Source organism: Streptomyces sp. NPDC031100 (genome assembly GCF_055570785.1).
In genome coordinates, this window is record NZ_JBVIGN010000005.1 from 60430 (window position 1) to 76601 (window position 16172).

Below are 16172 nucleotides of genomic sequence, written 5' to 3' on the forward strand. Positions count from 1 at the left end.
GCCACAGAGTGTCATGCATCAGGCCACCGCCACCACCCAGGGGGGTATGTCGTGTCCACTCCCAGCCGTCTCGGACGACGTCTGTTCCAGCTGTACGCAGGACTCGCGCTCTACGGCGCGAGTTCCGCGCTTCTCGTGGCAGCGGGTCTCGGCCTGGAGCCCTGGAACGTGCTCCACCAGGGGCTGGCGGAACTCACCGGGATGACCATCGGCGTGGTGTCGATCGTCGTGGGGGCGATGGTGCTGCTCCTGTGGATCCCGTTGCGCCAGCGGCCCGGCCTCGGCACGGTCTCCAACGTCTTCGTCGTCGGTCTGGCCATGGACGGCACCCTCGCCCTGCTACCGGACGTGCACAGCCTCGCCGTACGGGTCCCGCTGCTGGTGGCCGGCATCGTGCTGAACGGCGTGGCGACCGGCCTGTACATCGCGGCGCGTTTCGGACCGGGCCCGCGCGACGGGCTGATGACGGGACTGCACCGGCGCACCGGCCGCTCGATCCGGCTGATGCGGACGGTGGTCGAGGTCACGGTGGTGGTCACCGGCTTCGCCCTGGGCGGCACCATAGGTGTCGGCACGCTTCTGTACGCGGTGTCCATCGGGCCGCTGGCGCAGCTGTTCCTGCGGATGTTCGCCGTCCCGGCGGCATCGCACGGCAGCACGGTGGTTGCCGCGCGGACACCCGATGGGGCGATACTGCGTCCGTGACCACCGCAATACGCCACCCCTATCTCGACCATCCCGGCCCCATCGCCTTCGCCCACCGCGGCGGGGCGGCCGCAGGGCTGGAGAACACCGTGGCGCAGTTCCGGCGCGCGGTCGACATGGGCTACCGGTACATCGAGACCGACGTCCACACGACGCTGGACGGCAAGCTGGTCGCCTTCCACGACAGCACGCTGGACCGGGTGACCGACGGGGCGGGCCGCATCGCCGACCTGCCGTGGGAGGACATCCGGCACGCGCGCGTGGGAGGGAAGGAACCGGTACCGCTCTTCGAGGAGCTGCTGGAGACCTTCCCCGGGGTCCGCTGGAACGTGGACCTCAAGGCGGAGACGGCCCTGCGGCCCTTCCTGGAGCTGATCGAGCGCACGGACGCCTGGGACCGGGTCTGCGTGGGCTCCTTCTCCGAGGCGCGGGTGCTGCGGGCGCAGCGGCTGGCCGGGCCGCGCCTGGCCACCTCGTTCGGCACCCGCGGGGTGCTCAGCCTGCGGCTGCGCTCCTGGGGGCTGCCAGCCTCGGTGCGCCGTTCCGCGGTCGCCGCGCAGGTCCCCGAGGCCCAGTCGGGCGTCCCGGTGGTCGACGAGCGCTTCGTCCGCGCCGCCCACGCGCGCGGGCTGCAGGTGCACGTGTGGACGATCAACGAAGCGGAGCGGATGCACCGGCTCCTGGACCTGGGAGTCGATGGCATCATGACCGATCACATCGACACGTTGCGCAAGGTCATGGAGGACCGCGGCGTCTGGGTCTGACCGCCCGGGCCACCCGGGCCACGCCTTCGCACAGCACTTCAGCGGGGAAGCGAGGGCACGGGTGGACACCGAGACCGTGCGGACACAGACGGCCGAGGAGGCCGCGGGACTGCGGCGCGAGCAGCGCGGCTGGTACTTCTACGACTGGGCGTGCTCGGTCTATTCGACGACCGTCCTGACCGTCTTCCTGGGCCCGTACCTCACCGCGGTCGCCGAGAAGGCCGCGGACGCCGACGGCTATGTGCACCCGCTGGGGGTGCCGGTCCGCGCGGGCTCCTTCTTCGCCTACTCCGTCTCCCTGTCGGTGATCGTGGCCGTCGTGCTGATGCCCCTGGTGGGTGCGGCCGCGGACCGCACCGGCCGGAAGAAGCCGCTGCTCGCGGCGGCGGCGTACACCGGGGCGGCCGCCACCACGGGCCTGTTCTTCCTGGACGGCGACCGCTATCTGCTCGGCGGGGTGCTGCTCGTGGTGGCCAACGCGGCGCAGTCCGTGGGGATGATGCTCTACAACTCCTACCTGCCGCAGATCGCCCCGCCCGAGGAGCGCGACACGGTCTCCTCCCGGGGCTGGGCCTTCGGCTACGCGGCGGGCTCCCTGGTCCTCGTGGCCAACCTCGTCCTGTACTCGGCGCACGACTCCTTCGGTCTGACCGAGACGGCCGCGGTCCGCATCTGCCTGGCCTCGGCCGGGCTGTGGTGGGGCGCCTTCACGCTCGTACCGCTGCGCCGGCTACGCGACCGGCACGCGCGCGTGGAGCGTGCCACCGCCCCGGGGCTGCGGCAGCTCGCGGCGACGGTCCGGGACATGCGCCGGTATCCGCTGACACTCGCCTTCCTGCTGGCGTACCTCATCTACAACGACGGCATCCAGACGGTGATCTCCCAGGCCTCGGTCTACGGCTCCGAGGAGCTGGGACTCGGGCAGTCGACCCTGATCGTGGCGGTGCTGCTGGTGCAGGTGCTGGCCGTGGCCGGCGCGCTCGCGATGGGGCGGCTGGCCCGGACCTACGGGGCGAAGCACACGATCCTCGGTTCGCTGGTGGCCTGGACGGTCACCCTGGGGGCCGGCTACTTCCTGCCCGCCGGGGTCCCGGTGTGGTTCTTCGTGCTGGCCGCCGGGATCGGGCTGGTCCTCGGTGGCAGCCAGGCGCTGTCCCGGTCGCTGTTCTCCCACCTCGTGCCGCCCGGCAAGGAGGCCGAGTACTTCTCCGCATACGAGATGAGCGACCGCGGGATGAGCTGGCTCGGGCCGCTGCTGTTCGGCGTGACCTACCAGCTGACCGGGAGCTATCGCTCCGCGATCATCTCGCTGGTGGCCTTCTTCGTCATCGGCTTCGCCCTGCTCGCACGGGTCCCGGTACGGCGCGCGATCGGCGAGGCGGGCAACCCGGTTCCGGAGAGGATCTAGCAACGATTTAGCACTCAGCGCGAAAGGGCGGTAGTGTACGCGTTTGGCCTGCCAGGCGTACCGTTACTGCGCGTCAAAGATGCCGAAACGCTGGGTGACATCTGCTAGCAGATGTGACAAACCGGGCGCCTGTGGGTAGAACAAGGGGCGGCTACGACGGCGACGCATGACCCGGAACGGGACACGGAACGGGAATCTTTACCGCCGACCGGACGTTGACCGGATGACGACGACAGCGACACCTGTCCTGTGGGCGACAAGCCCGGGAGGCACGATTCATGAGTGAGCGAGCTCTTCGCGGTACGCGCCTCGTAGTGACCAGCTACGAGACGGACCGCGGTATCGACCTGGCTCCGCGCCAGGCCGTGGAGTACGCATGCGAGAAGGGGCACCGTTTCGAGATGCCCTTCTCGGTCGAGGCGGAGATCCCGCCGGAGTGGGAGTGCAAGGTCTGCGGGGCTCAGGCACTCCTTGTCGACGGCGACGGCCCGGAAGAGAAGAAGGCCAAGCCCGCGCGTACCCATTGGGACATGTTGATGGAGCGGCGTACCCGTGAGGAACTCGAAGAGGTCCTCGAGGAGCGCCTGGCGGTTCTGCGCTCGGGGGCGATGAACATCGCGGTTCACCCCCGCGACAGCCGCAAGAGCGCGTAACGCGAGACACGCGAGTAGCCGCGGGCGCCGTACGTGAACGTACGGCGCCCGCGGTTTCGTGCTGTCCGGAGCCCCCTCCCGGGGGCCGGGCTCACCGAGGCAACGGCGGCCACTGCTCCCCCGGCTCCCGGCTGCTGTCCTGCCTGATCACCTCGCCCTGGACCACCTTCCCGTCGGGGCGGTGGATGCGCGCCCGCTGAAAGGCGTCGCCCAGACTGCCCGGGGCAGCCTTGCGCAGGCTCCTGTCGAGGGTGCGTTCCGCGAACCGGCTCACGGCCTTCTGGGCCGGCGGGAGCAGCAGGAGCAGGCCGGCCGCGTCGGAGATCAGGCCCGGGATCATCAGCAGCAGACCGCCGAGCATCATCAGACCGTTGCCGCCGCCGCTCGTCGGCGAACCGCCGCGCTGCAGCGCCTCGTTGAGGTTCTGGAAGGCCCGGCGGCCCGCCCGCTTGATCACCACGGATCCGACGACGAAGCCCGCCACCAGGAGCAGGAACACGGTGGGGCCGCCCGCCGCACCGGCGACCTGGATCAGCAGCCAGATCTCCAGCACCAGCCACACGGCGATCCCCAGCGGCAGATACCTGCGCAGCCGGGAGCGCTGGGGCCGGGCGGTGGACGGAGAAGTGGGAGCGCCAGTCGTCATGCTCCCAGTGTGCCTGGAGGCAGCTCAGTGCGGGATAAGGGACGATCAGCCACAGCTGTGGAGCCGCCGGACGGGCCTCAGCCCCGCTTGCCCTTCCCCGTGAGCTTGCCGACGCGGTCGCCGACGCCCCAGGCGGTGACCCGCCACAGCGCCTCGACCAGGATGTCGCGGCTCATCTTGGAGTCGCCGAGCTCGCGCTCCACGAAGGTGATGGGCACCTCGACCACGTGGTAACCGGCCTTGACCGCACGGCGGGCCAGGTCGACCTGGAAGCAGTAGCCCTGCGAGGCGACCTCGGTCAGGCCCAGGCCCTCCAGGGTCTCGCGACGGAAGGCACGGTAGCCGCCGGTGATGTCGCGCAGCGGCAGGTCGAGGGCGATGCGGGAGTAGAGGCTGCCGCCGCGGGAGATGAACTCGCGGGACTTGGGCCAGTTCACGACCCGGCCGCCGGGCACCCAGCGCGAGCCGAGCACCAGGTCGGCGCCCTTGAGGGCGGTGAGCAGCCGGGGCAGCTCCTCGGGCTGGTGGGAGCCGTCGGCGTCCATCTCGACCAGCACGCCGTAGCCGTGCTCCAGACCCCAGCGGAAGCCCGCGAGGTAGGCGGCGCCCAGGCCCTCCTTGCCCTTGCGGTGCAGCACCTGGACGTGGTCGTCCTCGGCGGCCAGCTCGTCGGCGAGCTTGCCCGTGCCGTCGGGGCTGTTGTCGTCCGCCACCAGGACGTGCGCCTCGGGTACGGCCCGGCGCACCCGGCCGACGATGGTCTTGATGTTCTCCGCCTCGTTGTAGGTCGGGATGATCACCAAGGCCGTGCCGAGCGGGCCGAACTGCCTCCCCTGGGCGCCTGCCGCGAGGGTCCCGTCGCCGTCGTTCACTGCTGCCCCTTCATGTCGTACGCAGAGGTCCACCATAGTGGGCGCGGCCTGGGATGACGCGACTTGCCGGTTCGTACGGCGGTGTCGATTCCACAAGAGTGGGGTAAGAGCAGGTTTTTCGGCATCTTCGTCCCACGGCGGATGGGGGCCCGGCGCCCTTCGGGCCGACCTGGGACCCGCTGGCTGCGGGTCGACCTCAAGCCGTTGTCTACTGAGCGCCCGGGCCCCACCCGGGTCACACCTTGCCGACCGGCTGGAACGTTCCCTCGTCGGCGCGGGCGCTGAGCCTGGCTCCCAGTGACGGTGCCCCGTGCGGCACACCGTCCCTGACCCAGCGGCGCTGCGACGAGTGCGAGCACTCCCCGGGCGGGCGTCCGGTGGTGGACTCGGCCGAACCTACCGGCCCCCGGCCGTCGACTGTCAACAGCCTCCTGACCTGCACAGACGCCCTCCTGGCCGGGGGGAGCGCGGAGGATGCCCAGGTGGGGCGACGCAGCGGCCGGGAACGATCACCGCCGCGCCACCCCGGGAGATCACTCGCCCGGCCGTACGAACACCGTCCGTCCGCCCACGACGGTCCGCAAGCAGACCGGCAGGTCACGGCCCGGCGTCAGGTCGGGCAGACCGGGGGTGCCGGAGCGCGGGTCCGTCGACCAGCGGGCCACGCGGTCGTCGGGGGCCTGGACGATCAGTTCGTCGGTCCGCCAGACGGCATAGTCGGCGGGCGCGCCGGGTACCAGGACGCCCGCGTCGTCGCGGCCGATCGCCCGCCAGCCGCCCCGCGTGTGCGCGGTGAAGGCGGCCCGCACGGAGACCCGGTGCTCGGGGGTCTGGTGGAAGGCAGCGGCGCGGACCGTGCCCCAGGGGTCGAGCGGCGTGACCGGGCTGTCGGAGCCGAACGCGAGGGGTACGCCTGCCCGCAGCAGGGCGGCGAACGGGTTGAGGGTACGGGCCCGCTCGGCGCCGAGACGCTGGGCGTACATGCCGTCCTCCCCGCCCCAGAGCGCGTCGAAGGCGGGCTGGACGGAGGCGATCAGGCCCAGTTCGGCGAAGCCGGCGACGGTCTCGGAGGTGAGCATCTCGGCGTGCTCGACGCGGTGCCGGGCGGCCCGGACGCGGGCGAGGCCGACCTTCTCGGCGGCGGCGCGCACCCCTTCCACGACCGCGTGCACGGCGGCGTCGCCGATGGCGTGGAAGCCCGCCTGGAGCCCCGCCTCGGTGCAGGCGGCGACATGGGCGGCGACCGCGTCGGCGTCCAGGTAGGCGGTGCCGGTGTGGCCGGCGTCGGTGTACGGCTGGTGCAGGCAGGCGGTGTGCGAGCCGAGGGCGCCGTCCACGAAGAGGTCGCCGGCGGCGCCGTGGGCGCCCAGTTCGCGGGCCTTCGCCACGCCTTCGTCGGTCCGCTCGGCCCAGTAGCCGATCACGCGCGGCCCCGGCACCTCGCCGGCGAGCCTCAGCAGGTCCGTGAAGTCGTCCTCGGAGGAGATCTGCGGGCCGCCGCACTCGTGGACGGAGCCGATGCCGAGGGAGGCGGCATGGGCCAGGGCGGTGCGCTGGGCCTCGGCACGCTGCGCGGGGGTGATGGCGGCGAGAGCGGCTTCGCGTACGGCGTGGTGGTCACCGGCGGTCAGCGGGCCGTCCACCGGGCCGATACCGGGCACGAGGTCGAGCAACGCGGAGGTGACGACCGCCGAGTGGACGTCGATGCGGGAGAGGTACAGGGGGCGGCCGCCGGTGGCCGCGTCGAGTTCCGCACGCGTCGGCGGACGGCCGCCGGGCCAGCGCGCGGCGTCCCAGCCGTGGCCGAGCAGGACCCGGTCGTCCGGGCGGGCGGCGGCGAAGTCGCGGATCAGTGCGAGGGCCGCGTCCAGGGACGGGGCGTCGGACAGGTCCAGGCCGGTCAGGGCGAGGCCCGTGGCGGTGGTGTGCACATGGGCGTCGGTGAAGGCCGGGGTGACCAGGGCGCCGTCGAGGTCGATCACCTCGTCCACACCGTCGGCGAAGGCGTCGGCGGCGCCCTCGGAGCCGACCCAGGCGACCTGGCCGCGCTCCACCACCATCGCGGTGGCGAAGGGGTCGGCGGGGCTGTGGACCTCTCCCCGGCGCAGGAGGACGGTCTTGGGGTCGGCGGACTGCTCACTCATGACCGACAGTCTCTCGCGTGCGCGGGGTGCGCCGGGCACCGGGGCGGCCCGTTCAGATCTTCGGGGGGCGGGCCTCGTAGGGGGTCGACAGCACCACGGTGGTGCGCGTGGAGACCCCGGCCAGGCTGCGCACGCGGGCGAGCAGTTCCTCCAGCTCGTGCGGGGTGGCCACACGCACCTTGAGGATGTAGTTCTCGTCGCCGGCGACGCTGTGGCAGGCCTCGATCTCGGGGACACCGGCGAGGCGGTCCGAGATGTCGTCGGGGGCGCTGGGGTCGAAGGGTTTCACCGAGATGAACGCCGTCATGGGCAGCCCGACGGCCTCGGGGTCGACGACCGCGGCGTAGCCGCGGATGACGCCACGCTGTTCGAGCCGGCGCACCCGCTGGTGCACGGCCGACGTGGACAGGCCCGTGGCCTTGCCCAGGTCTGTGTAGCTCATCCGCCCGTCCTTGACGAGCAGCTGCACGATCTGACGGTCCAGCTCCTCCATGGCGCCAAAACCTACAGTGCGCTTGATCTCCTCGGATAGCTCGGCAGCGCAGGTCACACCTGCTTCGGCATAAAAAGGACCGCCCTGGGCACCTGCATACGGCATGTGACGAACGCCACAGCGCTCGAACGGGCTCTGTGATGTTCTCGTGATTACCGCCGAGAGCGGACGGGAAGTGCTTGCTGTGGTCGAGGCCGCAGTGCCTTCACGGCCCAGCCTTAGGGGGAGTAACCCATGCAGAGTCTCAAGCGCCCTGGTCGTTCCGCGTCCAAGCGGCAGCAGCCGGTGGTCGAGCCCGAGCCGGAGGGCGTCGAACCCGACGTCCACGAGCTCGAGGAACTCGACGCCTACGACACCCTCGAGATGTACCGGGTGATCTGCCCGGACTGCGCGCAGCCGATCGCGCTGCTCACGGACGAGGAGAGCCTGCCGGAGCACGCGCGGTGCGCCTCGCCGTGGAACCCGTTCGGCCTCACGGTCTGTGCGGGCACGGGCCGCAGGGCGGCCGAGGCCCGCCCCGCGGACGAGTCCTTCACCCCGCAGGAGCAGGACACCGCCCTGCTGCTCACGCTCCCCCAGGGTCTGAACTGGCGGACGCAGCCCTTCTCGCACGTCGGCGGCCCGGGCTCGCGCCCGATGCGCGTGCCGGAGATGCGCCGGCACGCCGCCTGAGTCCGTCCGGACCGGCCCCGCTCAATCCCAGTAACTGCCCTGCACCATGGCGCGCAGACTGTCGTGGTGCAGGATCAGTGTGTCCGGGTCCGCCGGCACGGCGACCTCCCCGAAGTACGCCTGGCGGTAGGCGATGCGCAGCATGACGATCGCGTGCCGCAGGGCCGCGTAGAGGGTGTGGAACTCCATGTCCCGCGGGGTGTGGCCGGTCAGCCGGGCGTAACGGGCCTCGACGCGGTCGCGGCCCAGGAAGTCGGGCAGCCCGCGCTGTCCGGAGGCGACCGTGAGGTCGTGGAAGAAGCGGTGCAGATAGACGGTCCAGCCGAGGTCCACCTCGCGCGGGGCGAGGGCCGCCATCTCCCAGTCGAGGACGGCGACGGGGTCGAAGCCGTCGTAGACGACGTTCCCGATGCGCGCATCACCCCAGTTCAGGACGGGTGCGCCGGGTTCGCTCGGCCACAGCTGTTCCAGTCGGTCGAACGCGGCCTCGATGAGGGGTGAGCGGGCGAGCCCGTCGATCACCCAGGAGTAGTAGGCGCGTTGGGCCGTCACATGCCGGCGCAGGGCGTCGCCTTGGCCCGGCAGGGTGAGGAACTCCGCCTCGTTCAAGGGCACTTGGTCGTGCAGCCGGGCGAGCAGACCGACCGTGGCGGATTCCAGGTGCTCGCGCTCGGCGTCGCTCGCCGCGTGCAGCCAACTGCCCTCGTACGTGTACGGCATGACGTCCGGAGGCACGCGGCCCGCCACCCGTTCCATGACGAAGAACGGCGCCCCGAGCGGTTCCGGGTCCTCCTCCAGCCACAGCACCCGCGGTACCGGGAGGTCGGTGTGCTCGGCGACCAGCTGCAGGGTGCGGTACTGCCGGGCCATGTCGTATTCCGGGAACACGGTGTACGCCGCCGGGTCCGCCGCGAGCCGCAACGCACAGGCCGCGCCGGGGGTACCGCCCGCTCGAGCGAAGCCGGGAGTGGGGGACGGTGGCCGGGCGTGCTCGATGTCGAACAGCAGGGTCTCGCTGGACATGCCGTTGGAGGCCGGGACGGTGACGCCGACCGCCTTGGCACCGGGCAGTCGGGTGCCGAGCCAGGCGGTGAGCCGCCGGGCGAGTTCCTCGGGATCGCGGGTGCTGGTGCGCGGGCGCGGTGCCGTGGCCATCTGGCCCTCCCTCAGGGTGCGACCGAGTCGAAGCCGGTGAACCCGCTCGGGTCGTGCCGACCGAACGAGCCGTGCTCGAAGATGCCGTAGCCCGTCCGTCCCTCCATCCGGAACCGGGCGGAGTGGTCGGTGACGCCGTAGGCGGCGAGAGGGTGCGGCGCCGACATGTCGTACGTACGACGGTCGACCCATCCCGGGCCCTGCCACGCCCCGTGCTGCCAGTCGTCGGCCGGCGGATAGCCCGCGCCGATCGCGAGCGGCGAAGAAGCCAGGATCTCCGCCTCCACCTCCAGTGGCTTACGGTGATGGCCCAGGTGGACGACCGCGCGCTCGGGGTGGCGGGTGCCGGAGCGGTAGGTGATCTCGGCCTGGGGCCAGCCCAGTTGGCGGTCGCGTCGGCCGGGGCGGACCAGGGTCGCGTCGTTCAGGGAGCGGTGGCCGTCGGCGTCCTCCTGGGTGATGACCATCAGGAAGCGGTCCTCGAAGCGGACCGGGCACCAGATCCAGTGGAAGCCCTCGGTCGGGTGGTCCTGGGCGAGCCGCCCGCCCTCCTCCCCCGGGATCGGCCGCACGCCCCAGCTGCGGTCCCGGGTGCCGGTCCAGTCCCGCGCGGTGACGTCGAACCGCTCGCCGTCCGCCCGGATCACACCCTCCACCGTGCCCGCCTGGACGAATCTGCGCCCCTCCAGGGTGAGCCGGTCGCCCCGGCGCTGGAGGTGGTGGGGCTCCCACAGGGCCGGGAAGGCGGCGGTCCAGGTGAGGTCGTACGACAGCTCGTCCTCGCAGACCAGGCGCAGCCGCCTCAGCGGCTGCTGGACCTCGATGCGCAGCGGGCCGACGGCGAGGCGCATCCGGTCCTCGCCGAGCGCGTCCGAGGCCCGGACGGCGTGCAGCGTGTCCCCGGTGCGCAGGGTGGCGTAGGCGTCGATCACGCCCAGATTGGGGTAGACGCCGAGGCCGAGGATGAGCAGGGCGCGGCCTGCGTGGTCGAAGACGTGGAAGATGCAGCGGTCGTAGGCGTTCCGGTCCCCGGTCGCCACGTGCTTCATGGACAGCGGCACCTGGTGCACGGGGTACTCGTCGAGTGCGATGGGACGATCGTCGGCCACGGACACCCCCCTGGGAGACAGTCCGCTGACGGTACGTCAGATAATCCGAGGAGGCCAGAGCGGGGACCGGACGTCCGTGAACTCACGCACGATTCCCGGGAGCGGTGACCTGCCCGGTGTCCGCCGCGTTGCCCGGGTATGACCCCCACGTACTCGGTGACCGGGCGTCAGCGCCTCATCTTCGTGCCCCGCCCTGGGGAATCGGTTCCGCCGCCCCAGCCTCAGGACCCGCCCATCTATCGCGACCTGATGCGCGCCTGGGCCGACCGGGGCCGCACCCTGCCGGGCCGCCACGACCCGGAGTGGGTCAGGCTGGCGGCCCCGACGATCCTGGCCGGGCCGTTCAGCGACCCTCCGGTCCTGCCACGTGACGTGCGATGACCATCCGCTGGATCTGGTTGGTGCCCTCGACGATCTGCAGCACCTTGGCCTCGCGCATATAGCGCTCGGCCGGGAAGTCGGCGGTGTAGCCGTAGCCGCCGAGGATCTGCACGGCGTCCGTGGTGACCTTCATCGCCGTGTCCGTGCAGTGCAGCTTGGCCATGGCCGCCTGCTTGGCGAACGGCTTGCCCGCGTCGCGCAGCCGGGCGGCCGCGAGGTACAGCGCGCGGCCGGCCTCGATCTGGGTCGCCATGTCGGCGATCATGAAGCGGAGGCCCTGGAAGTCGGCGATGGGGCGACCGAACTGCCGGCGCTGGGTGGCGTAGCCGACCGCCTCGTCCAGCGCTGCCTGGGCCAGGCCGATGGCGCAGGCCGCGATGCCGAGCCGCCCGGAGTCGAGCGCGGACAGCGCGATGGGGAAGCCCTGCCCCTCCTCGCCTATACGGCGGTCGTCGCCGACACGCACGCCGTCGAAGTGGACCTGGGCGGTCGGGCTGCCCTTCATGCCCATCTTCTTCTCGGGCACCGCGCCGCTCAGCCCCGCGGCGTCGCCCGGCACCAGGAACGCGGTGATCCCGCGCGGGCCGTCCTCGCCGGTGCGGGCCATCACGGTGTAGAAGTCGGCGATCCCGCCGTGGGTGATCCAGGCCTTGGTGCCGGTGATCACCCACTGGTCGCCGTCGCGGACGGCCTTGGTGCGCAGGGAGGCCGCGTCCGAGCCGGAGGACGGCTCGGAGAGACAGTAGGCGCCGAGCAGGCCGCCGCCGAGCATCGCGGGCAGGTGCTCGACCTGCTGCTGCTTGGTGCCGTAGGCGGCGAGGGCGTAGGAGGCGAGCGTGTGCACGCTGACGCCGAGGCCGACGGTCAGACGGGCCGCGGCCAGTTCCTCCAGGACCTGGAGGTAGACCTCGTAGGGCTGGTCGCCGCCGCCGTACTCGGAGTCGTACGGGAGGCCCAGCAGGCCCGAGGCCGAGAGCAGGGTGAAGACCTCGCGCGGGAAGCGTCCGGCGTCCTCCTCCTCGGCCGCCTTCGGCGCGATCTCGCGCTGGGCGATCTCCCGGACGAGGGCGAGCAGGTCCCGCGCCTCTTCCGTCGGCAGTTGACGCTCCACCGGCTGCGGGTCGCGGTCGGACATGGCGTCGGTCTCCTCCCTGTCGGGCACTGGCGGCCCAGCCCTTGGGGTGGGGGCGGCGCCGCCTGATCGTTCCGATTCGGCCGAGGACGCCGCTCCCGGGTCTCGGAAGCTGCTGACCAGCGGCTCTGTGCGGTGAGTATGCCCGATCAGCGACCTCTCGTCACCAGTTAACGACCGCTTACTTCAACATTCCCGTCGGAAGTTTCCGTGGCCCTACCCAGGGCCCCGAAATTGGTCCGAACCATTGACGCAGTGGTCTAGTCCTCCTACCGTGCATGACCAACGCTTTACCGCGTTCATGCCAATCGGCGCGCGTTCCCCTCTCCCCCACGAGGAGCCACCCGATGCACACTCCCCACCGCCCCCGCGCCCGGTTCCGGGCGCTCGTCGCGGCCGCGTGTTCCGCCGTCCTCGGTGCCGGGCTGCTGGCCGGCGCGGGCACGGCGACCGCTGCCGCTCCGGCTGCTGCCCCGCAGCTCAAGGCCGGCTCCAAAGTCGTCGGCTACTTCACCGAATGGGGCACCTACGACCGCAAGTACTTCGTCAAGAACGTCGAGACGTCTGGTTCGGCGGCCAGGCTGACCCACATCAACTACGCGTTCGGCAACGTCACCGGTGGCAAGCGACTCCCATGCGGCCACCGACCGGGTATGCACCGCGGCCGACGGCAAGACTGATGCCGTCGGCCGCGCGGAGGTGACACAGTACGTCGACTGGTACAACCGCTCCTAGCGTCACTGAGCACGCTTGCCCAGCTCCATATCCGGACCTCGTCCGAACCGCCCCGCGAACGGTCTTCGGGGTCAGGAGGCGCGCTGGTCCGTCTCGGCGATCCGCGTCTTACGGCTCATGGCTGCGCGAAGTCCTCGACGGGGCTGGTCCACCTCCCCACGGTCCTCGGCTGCAGGCGCCCCGACGGGTAGCTCTCTCGGCACGATCCTCCGGTCGCACACAAGTCACACCTCGGCGGTAGCAGGCGCCCCGCTGTAACCGACAACTCGACAATATCACCCTCCGGAAGCAGTTGTTGACCGAGCGTACGCAACCCGATGACGTACGACTACTTCGGCGCCTGGGACGCGGCCGGCCCGACCGCCCCGCACTCCCCGCTGAACTCCTACTCGGGCATCCCGAAGGCGAACTACTACACCTCGGCGACCATCGCCAAGCTCAAGGGCCTCGGCATCCCGGCCGCCAAGCTGCTGCTCGGCATCGGCTTCTACGGCCGCGGCTGGACCGGGGTCACACAGGCGGCGCCGGGCGGCACGGCGACCGGCCCGGCGGCGGGGACGTACGAGCAGGGCATCGACGACTACAAGGTGCTCAAGACCAAGTGCCCGGCGACCGGCACGGTGGGCGGCACCGCCTACGCCAAGTGCGGCACCAACTGGTGGAGTTACGACACCCCGGCGACCATCGGCACGAAGATGACCTACAAGAACGCACAGGGCCTCGGCGGCACCTTCTTCTGGGAGCTGAGCGGCGACACCACCAACGGTGAGCTGATCAAGGCGATCAACTAGCCCCAGGAGAGGGGAAAGTGAGGAGCGGAGGACCACGAGCCTCCGCTCCTCACTGTCATATGGGGCGGCGGGCCGGCGGCGGGGCCGGGTAGGACGGGTCGAGTTCCTCGATGGCGCGCAGGGCTCCGCCGAGGGTCTTCACCAGCAGGTCGCGCATGGTGTCGCGGGGGAGCCCGGGGCGGTCGATCCAGTCGAGGGTGGCCCCCTCGACGCTGCACACCCAGGAGAGCAGGCCCATGCGGGCCAGCGGGGCGATGTCGCTGCGGCCGTAGGCCCCTTTGGCGATGGTGGCGACGATCGCCTCGCGCACTCCGTCGCGGATGGCGTGCACCTCGGTGTCGAAGCCGACCCCGCCGCTGACGACGGTGCGGTAGGCGGCCTGGTGGTGCTCGGCGAAGCGCAGGTAACTGTCGATCGTGCGGTGGACGCGGTCCACGGCGGGCAGTTCGAGGCCGCCGGCGGCGAAGGTGACCAGGTCGGCGACGGAGTCCTGGATGATCGCCAGGTAGTAGCCGCGCTTGGACCGGAAGTAGTAGTAGATCAGCCCCTTGGCGACATGCGCCTGGCGGGCGATGTCGTCCATGGACAGCGCGTCGTAGGACGTGTCGGCGAACAACTTCCGCCCGATGGCGATGAGTTCGGCGCGACGCGCCACGGAACGCTCGGTGCCGCGCGCCCGGGGACGGACGGCGGCACTCTGTTGACGCATATTCAATTTCGACCCTGGTCTGGGAGGTCGGCGGGACCCCCGCAGTATGTCAGAACATGCCGATCGCGTAAGGCGCCGGGCACCGCCGGGAGGGTCAGAGCAGGCCGAGCCGGGTCACGAGCATCGCGACCACCACAACGAGCACCCAGCCCATGACGTGCTCGAGGATCTTCGGGCCGTCGTCCTTGGGGCCGCCGGTGCGGACGCGGGTGGCGGTGGCCGGGTGTGCGGTCATGCTGTCTCACTAAGGTCGGACGTACGGAGTGGACTCCCCCCATTTGTCCACCTTGCCACCCACGACGGCCTGTGCGACGGAGACGTTGCTCACACGGGCCGGGTCAGCGCACGCCCACCGCCTCGAGCGCCTTGCGCAGGCGCGGGTTCGGGTGGGCCGGGAAGTAGAGGTAGCAGACCCCTCCGGTGCCGGAGACGACCTTGCCGGAGGCGTTGTACCGCTTGGTGCGCAGCCAGATGTTCTCGAACTCCCGCCGCAGATAGACCCGCCGTACCGCCGCGTCGTCGGCCGAGGCCGGGTCGCCCGCGATCACGTCGCCGTTCTCCGTGAAGCCGATCACCGTCATCAGGTGGCCCGAGGTGCCGTAGCCGGCGCCGGTCAGCTCGCTCTTCAGGAAGGACTGGGACGTTATGGCCGGGATGCCGGCCGCGATCAGCGTCTCCAGCTCGGTGAGCGAGGCGAGCCGGGTGACCACGCCCTGGAGGTCCTTGAACGTGGCCGCGTAGGCGGCGTTGAAGGGCCAGTTGCCGCAGCCCTGGTACTGGTAGTCGTAGGTGAACCGGGCCGCGTGGTCGACCTGTGGGTCGGCGTAGGACGGGTCGACCCACGACAGCTGCTCGGGCGTGAGGCGGCCGCCCCAGTACTCGACGATCATCTGCGAGGAGGTGGGGCTGCACCAGGCCTCGCCGCCGTTGTCGTACTCCGGGTACTGACCCTTGTGGATCTCCTGCGAGTATCGCGGAACGGCCAGTTCCGCGGCGAGACCCGGGGCGGAGGCCGGGACGGTGAAACGGTCGGGGATGTCGGAGCCCATGGCGCCGAGCCGCCAGACCTTCGGGGTGAGCTTGGTGCCGGGCTTGCGGTAGAGGGTCAGGCGCAGCCGGTACGAGGCCAGGCGCAGGCCGGTGCTCGCGTCGTCGATGGAGAAGGTGTCGGTCCCGATCGTGCTCTTGCCGTCCTTCTGGTCGTCCACCGAGGTCCGCTTGATGTCCTGGTCCCCGGCCGCCCAGCGGCCCATCACGTACCAGGGGGTGTCGGTCCCGTCGGAGTACGTGCCCCGCAGCTCGACCTGGAGCCAGGTGCCGTCGGGGGTGTGCGCGTTCCAGGAGGCGATGGCCTCGGTCGCGGGCACGGCGAGCCGGTGGACCGGGGAGGTCCAGGTCGCGTACTCCCAGGTGGCGGTGGTGCCGGTGTGCGGGTCGGTGTAGTCGGTGCGGCCGACGGCGGCGCCGATCTCGACGCCCGGGCGGCGGCCGGACACGGCCCGCACCCCCTCGGCGATGCCGCTGCGCCAGTCGCGGTACGTGGTCCAGGCGTGGTAGTCGATCGGGCGGGCCGGCGCCTGGGCGGGGTCGTCGGTGTCGGCGGCGGGCGCCGGTGCGGTGGCGGCGGCCGCGGGCACCGCCCCCGAGGCGACCGCGGCGGCCACGGCGGCGGTGAGAACGGTACGGCGGGACGGCTGCTGGGCTCTGCTCATGGACGCGGTTACCCCCGGGTGTCCGGTGTGGTTGTGGGCCAACTATGGAGGAGACGGCATGCCCCTGCCAGCACTTCTGCGCACGGCGCGC

15 protein-coding genes and 2 pseudogenes are annotated in these 16172 nt (G+C 71.4%); 7 read left to right on the plus strand and 10 right to left on the minus strand.

All coding sequences use genetic code 11. From position 1 onward, the window contains the following. Window positions 1-51 precede the first annotated feature (51 nt). From yczE to ACZ5DS_RS16030, 4 genes are all read left to right on the plus strand, one after another. Window positions 52-705 (plus strand): membrane protein YczE, encoded by a 654-nt coding sequence (yczE, locus tag ACZ5DS_RS16015; protein WP_468238368.1) that lies wholly within the window; start codon window positions 52-54, stop codon window positions 703-705. After that, window positions 702-1469: a glycerophosphodiester phosphodiesterase gene (locus tag ACZ5DS_RS16020; protein ID WP_468238371.1), complete on the plus strand. Its 768-nt coding sequence runs from the start codon at window positions 702-704 to the stop codon at window positions 1467-1469. Before yczE ends, ACZ5DS_RS16020 begins: the two co-directional genes overlap by 4 nt. Before the next feature lie 61 nt (window positions 1470-1530). Beyond that, a complete protein-coding gene (locus tag ACZ5DS_RS16025) occupies window positions 1531-2877 on the plus strand; it encodes an MFS transporter (RefSeq protein ID WP_468238373.1) in 1347 nt (448 codons plus the stop codon). Between the two features lie 278 nt (window positions 2878-3155). Further along, entirely contained in the window at window positions 3156-3530 is a 375-nt protein-coding gene (locus ACZ5DS_RS16030; protein WP_003977404.1) for an RNA polymerase-binding protein RbpA, read from the plus strand. Window positions 3531-3621: 91 nt separating this feature from the next. Here the strand turns inward: ACZ5DS_RS16030 and fxsA are convergent, their stop codons facing one another. The 4 genes from fxsA to ACZ5DS_RS16050 form a co-directional block, all read right to left on the minus strand. Beyond that, the gene (gene fxsA / locus ACZ5DS_RS16035) at window positions 3622-4176 is read right to left on the minus strand and encodes an FxsA family membrane protein (protein WP_468238376.1); all 555 of its coding nucleotides are present in this window, start codon (window positions 4174-4176) and stop codon (window positions 3622-3624) included. A gap of 77 nt (window positions 4177-4253) precedes the next feature. Beyond that, window positions 4254-5048 (minus strand): polyprenol monophosphomannose synthase, encoded by a 795-nt coding sequence (locus ACZ5DS_RS16040; RefSeq protein ID WP_468238378.1) that lies wholly within the window; start codon window positions 5046-5048, stop codon window positions 4254-4256. 533 nt (window positions 5049-5581) lie between these two features. After that, window positions 5582-7192, minus strand: a complete 1611-nt coding sequence (locus ACZ5DS_RS16045; protein WP_468238380.1) for an amidohydrolase — start codon at window positions 7190-7192, stop codon at window positions 5582-5584. A gap of 52 nt (window positions 7193-7244) precedes the next feature. Continuing rightward, window positions 7245-7685 (minus strand): Lrp/AsnC family transcriptional regulator, encoded by a 441-nt coding sequence (locus ACZ5DS_RS16050; RefSeq protein ID WP_468238383.1) that lies wholly within the window; start codon window positions 7683-7685, stop codon window positions 7245-7247. A gap of 234 nt (window positions 7686-7919) precedes the next feature. Here ACZ5DS_RS16050 and ACZ5DS_RS16055 point away from each other — a divergent pair, with 234 nt between their 5' ends. Next, window positions 7920-8357 carry a hypothetical protein gene (locus ACZ5DS_RS16055; RefSeq protein ID WP_468238385.1) on the plus strand — a complete coding sequence of 146 codons (438 nt, stop codon included), beginning with the start codon at window positions 7920-7922 and terminating at the stop codon, window positions 8355-8357. Window positions 8358-8378: 21 nt separating this feature from the next. On the opposite strand, the gene ACZ5DS_RS16060 is transcribed toward ACZ5DS_RS16055, so the two are convergent. From ACZ5DS_RS16060 to ACZ5DS_RS16070, 3 genes are all read right to left on the minus strand, one after another. Then, the gene (locus ACZ5DS_RS16060) at window positions 8379-9512 is read right to left on the minus strand and encodes a phosphotransferase family protein (protein WP_468238387.1); all 1134 of its coding nucleotides are present in this window, start codon (window positions 9510-9512) and stop codon (window positions 8379-8381) included. 11 nt (window positions 9513-9523) lie between these two features. Beyond that, entirely contained in the window at window positions 9524-10621 is a 1098-nt protein-coding gene (locus tag ACZ5DS_RS16065; protein ID WP_468238390.1) for an Rv3169 family protein, read from the minus strand. A gap of 343 nt (window positions 10622-10964) precedes the next feature. Continuing rightward, on the minus strand, window positions 10965-12137 hold the full coding sequence (locus tag ACZ5DS_RS16070) for an acyl-CoA dehydrogenase family protein (protein ID WP_468238392.1): 1173 nt from the start codon (window positions 12135-12137) through the stop codon (window positions 10965-10967). Window positions 12138-12481: 344 nt separating this feature from the next. Between ACZ5DS_RS16070 and ACZ5DS_RS16075 the strand changes: the two are divergent. Both ACZ5DS_RS16075 and ACZ5DS_RS16080 read left to right on the plus strand, forming a co-directional pair. After that, a pseudogene (locus ACZ5DS_RS16075) lies at window positions 12482-12807 on the plus strand (chitinase); the annotation flags it as partial. A 370-nt stretch (window positions 12808-13177) separates the two neighbouring features. Beyond that, window positions 13178-13660, plus strand: a pseudogene (locus tag ACZ5DS_RS16080) (glycosyl hydrolase family 18 protein); the annotation flags it as partial. Between the two features lie 55 nt (window positions 13661-13715). On the opposite strand, the gene ACZ5DS_RS16085 reads toward ACZ5DS_RS16080, so the two are convergent. From ACZ5DS_RS16085 to ACZ5DS_RS16095, 3 genes are all read right to left on the minus strand, one after another. Further along, the gene (locus tag ACZ5DS_RS16085; protein ID WP_468238394.1) at window positions 13716-14369 is read right to left on the minus strand and encodes a TetR/AcrR family transcriptional regulator; all 654 of its coding nucleotides are present in this window, start codon (window positions 14367-14369) and stop codon (window positions 13716-13718) included. Window positions 14370-14463: 94 nt separating this feature from the next. After that, on the minus strand, window positions 14464-14604 hold the full coding sequence (locus ACZ5DS_RS16090) for an SCO1431 family membrane protein (protein WP_468238396.1): 141 nt from the start codon (window positions 14602-14604) through the stop codon (window positions 14464-14466). A gap of 103 nt (window positions 14605-14707) precedes the next feature. Further along, window positions 14708-16081, minus strand: coding sequence for a peptidase C39 family protein (locus tag ACZ5DS_RS16095; RefSeq protein ID WP_468238399.1), 1374 nt, complete (start codon window positions 16079-16081; stop codon window positions 14708-14710). Window positions 16082-16172: the final 91 nt, after the last annotated feature.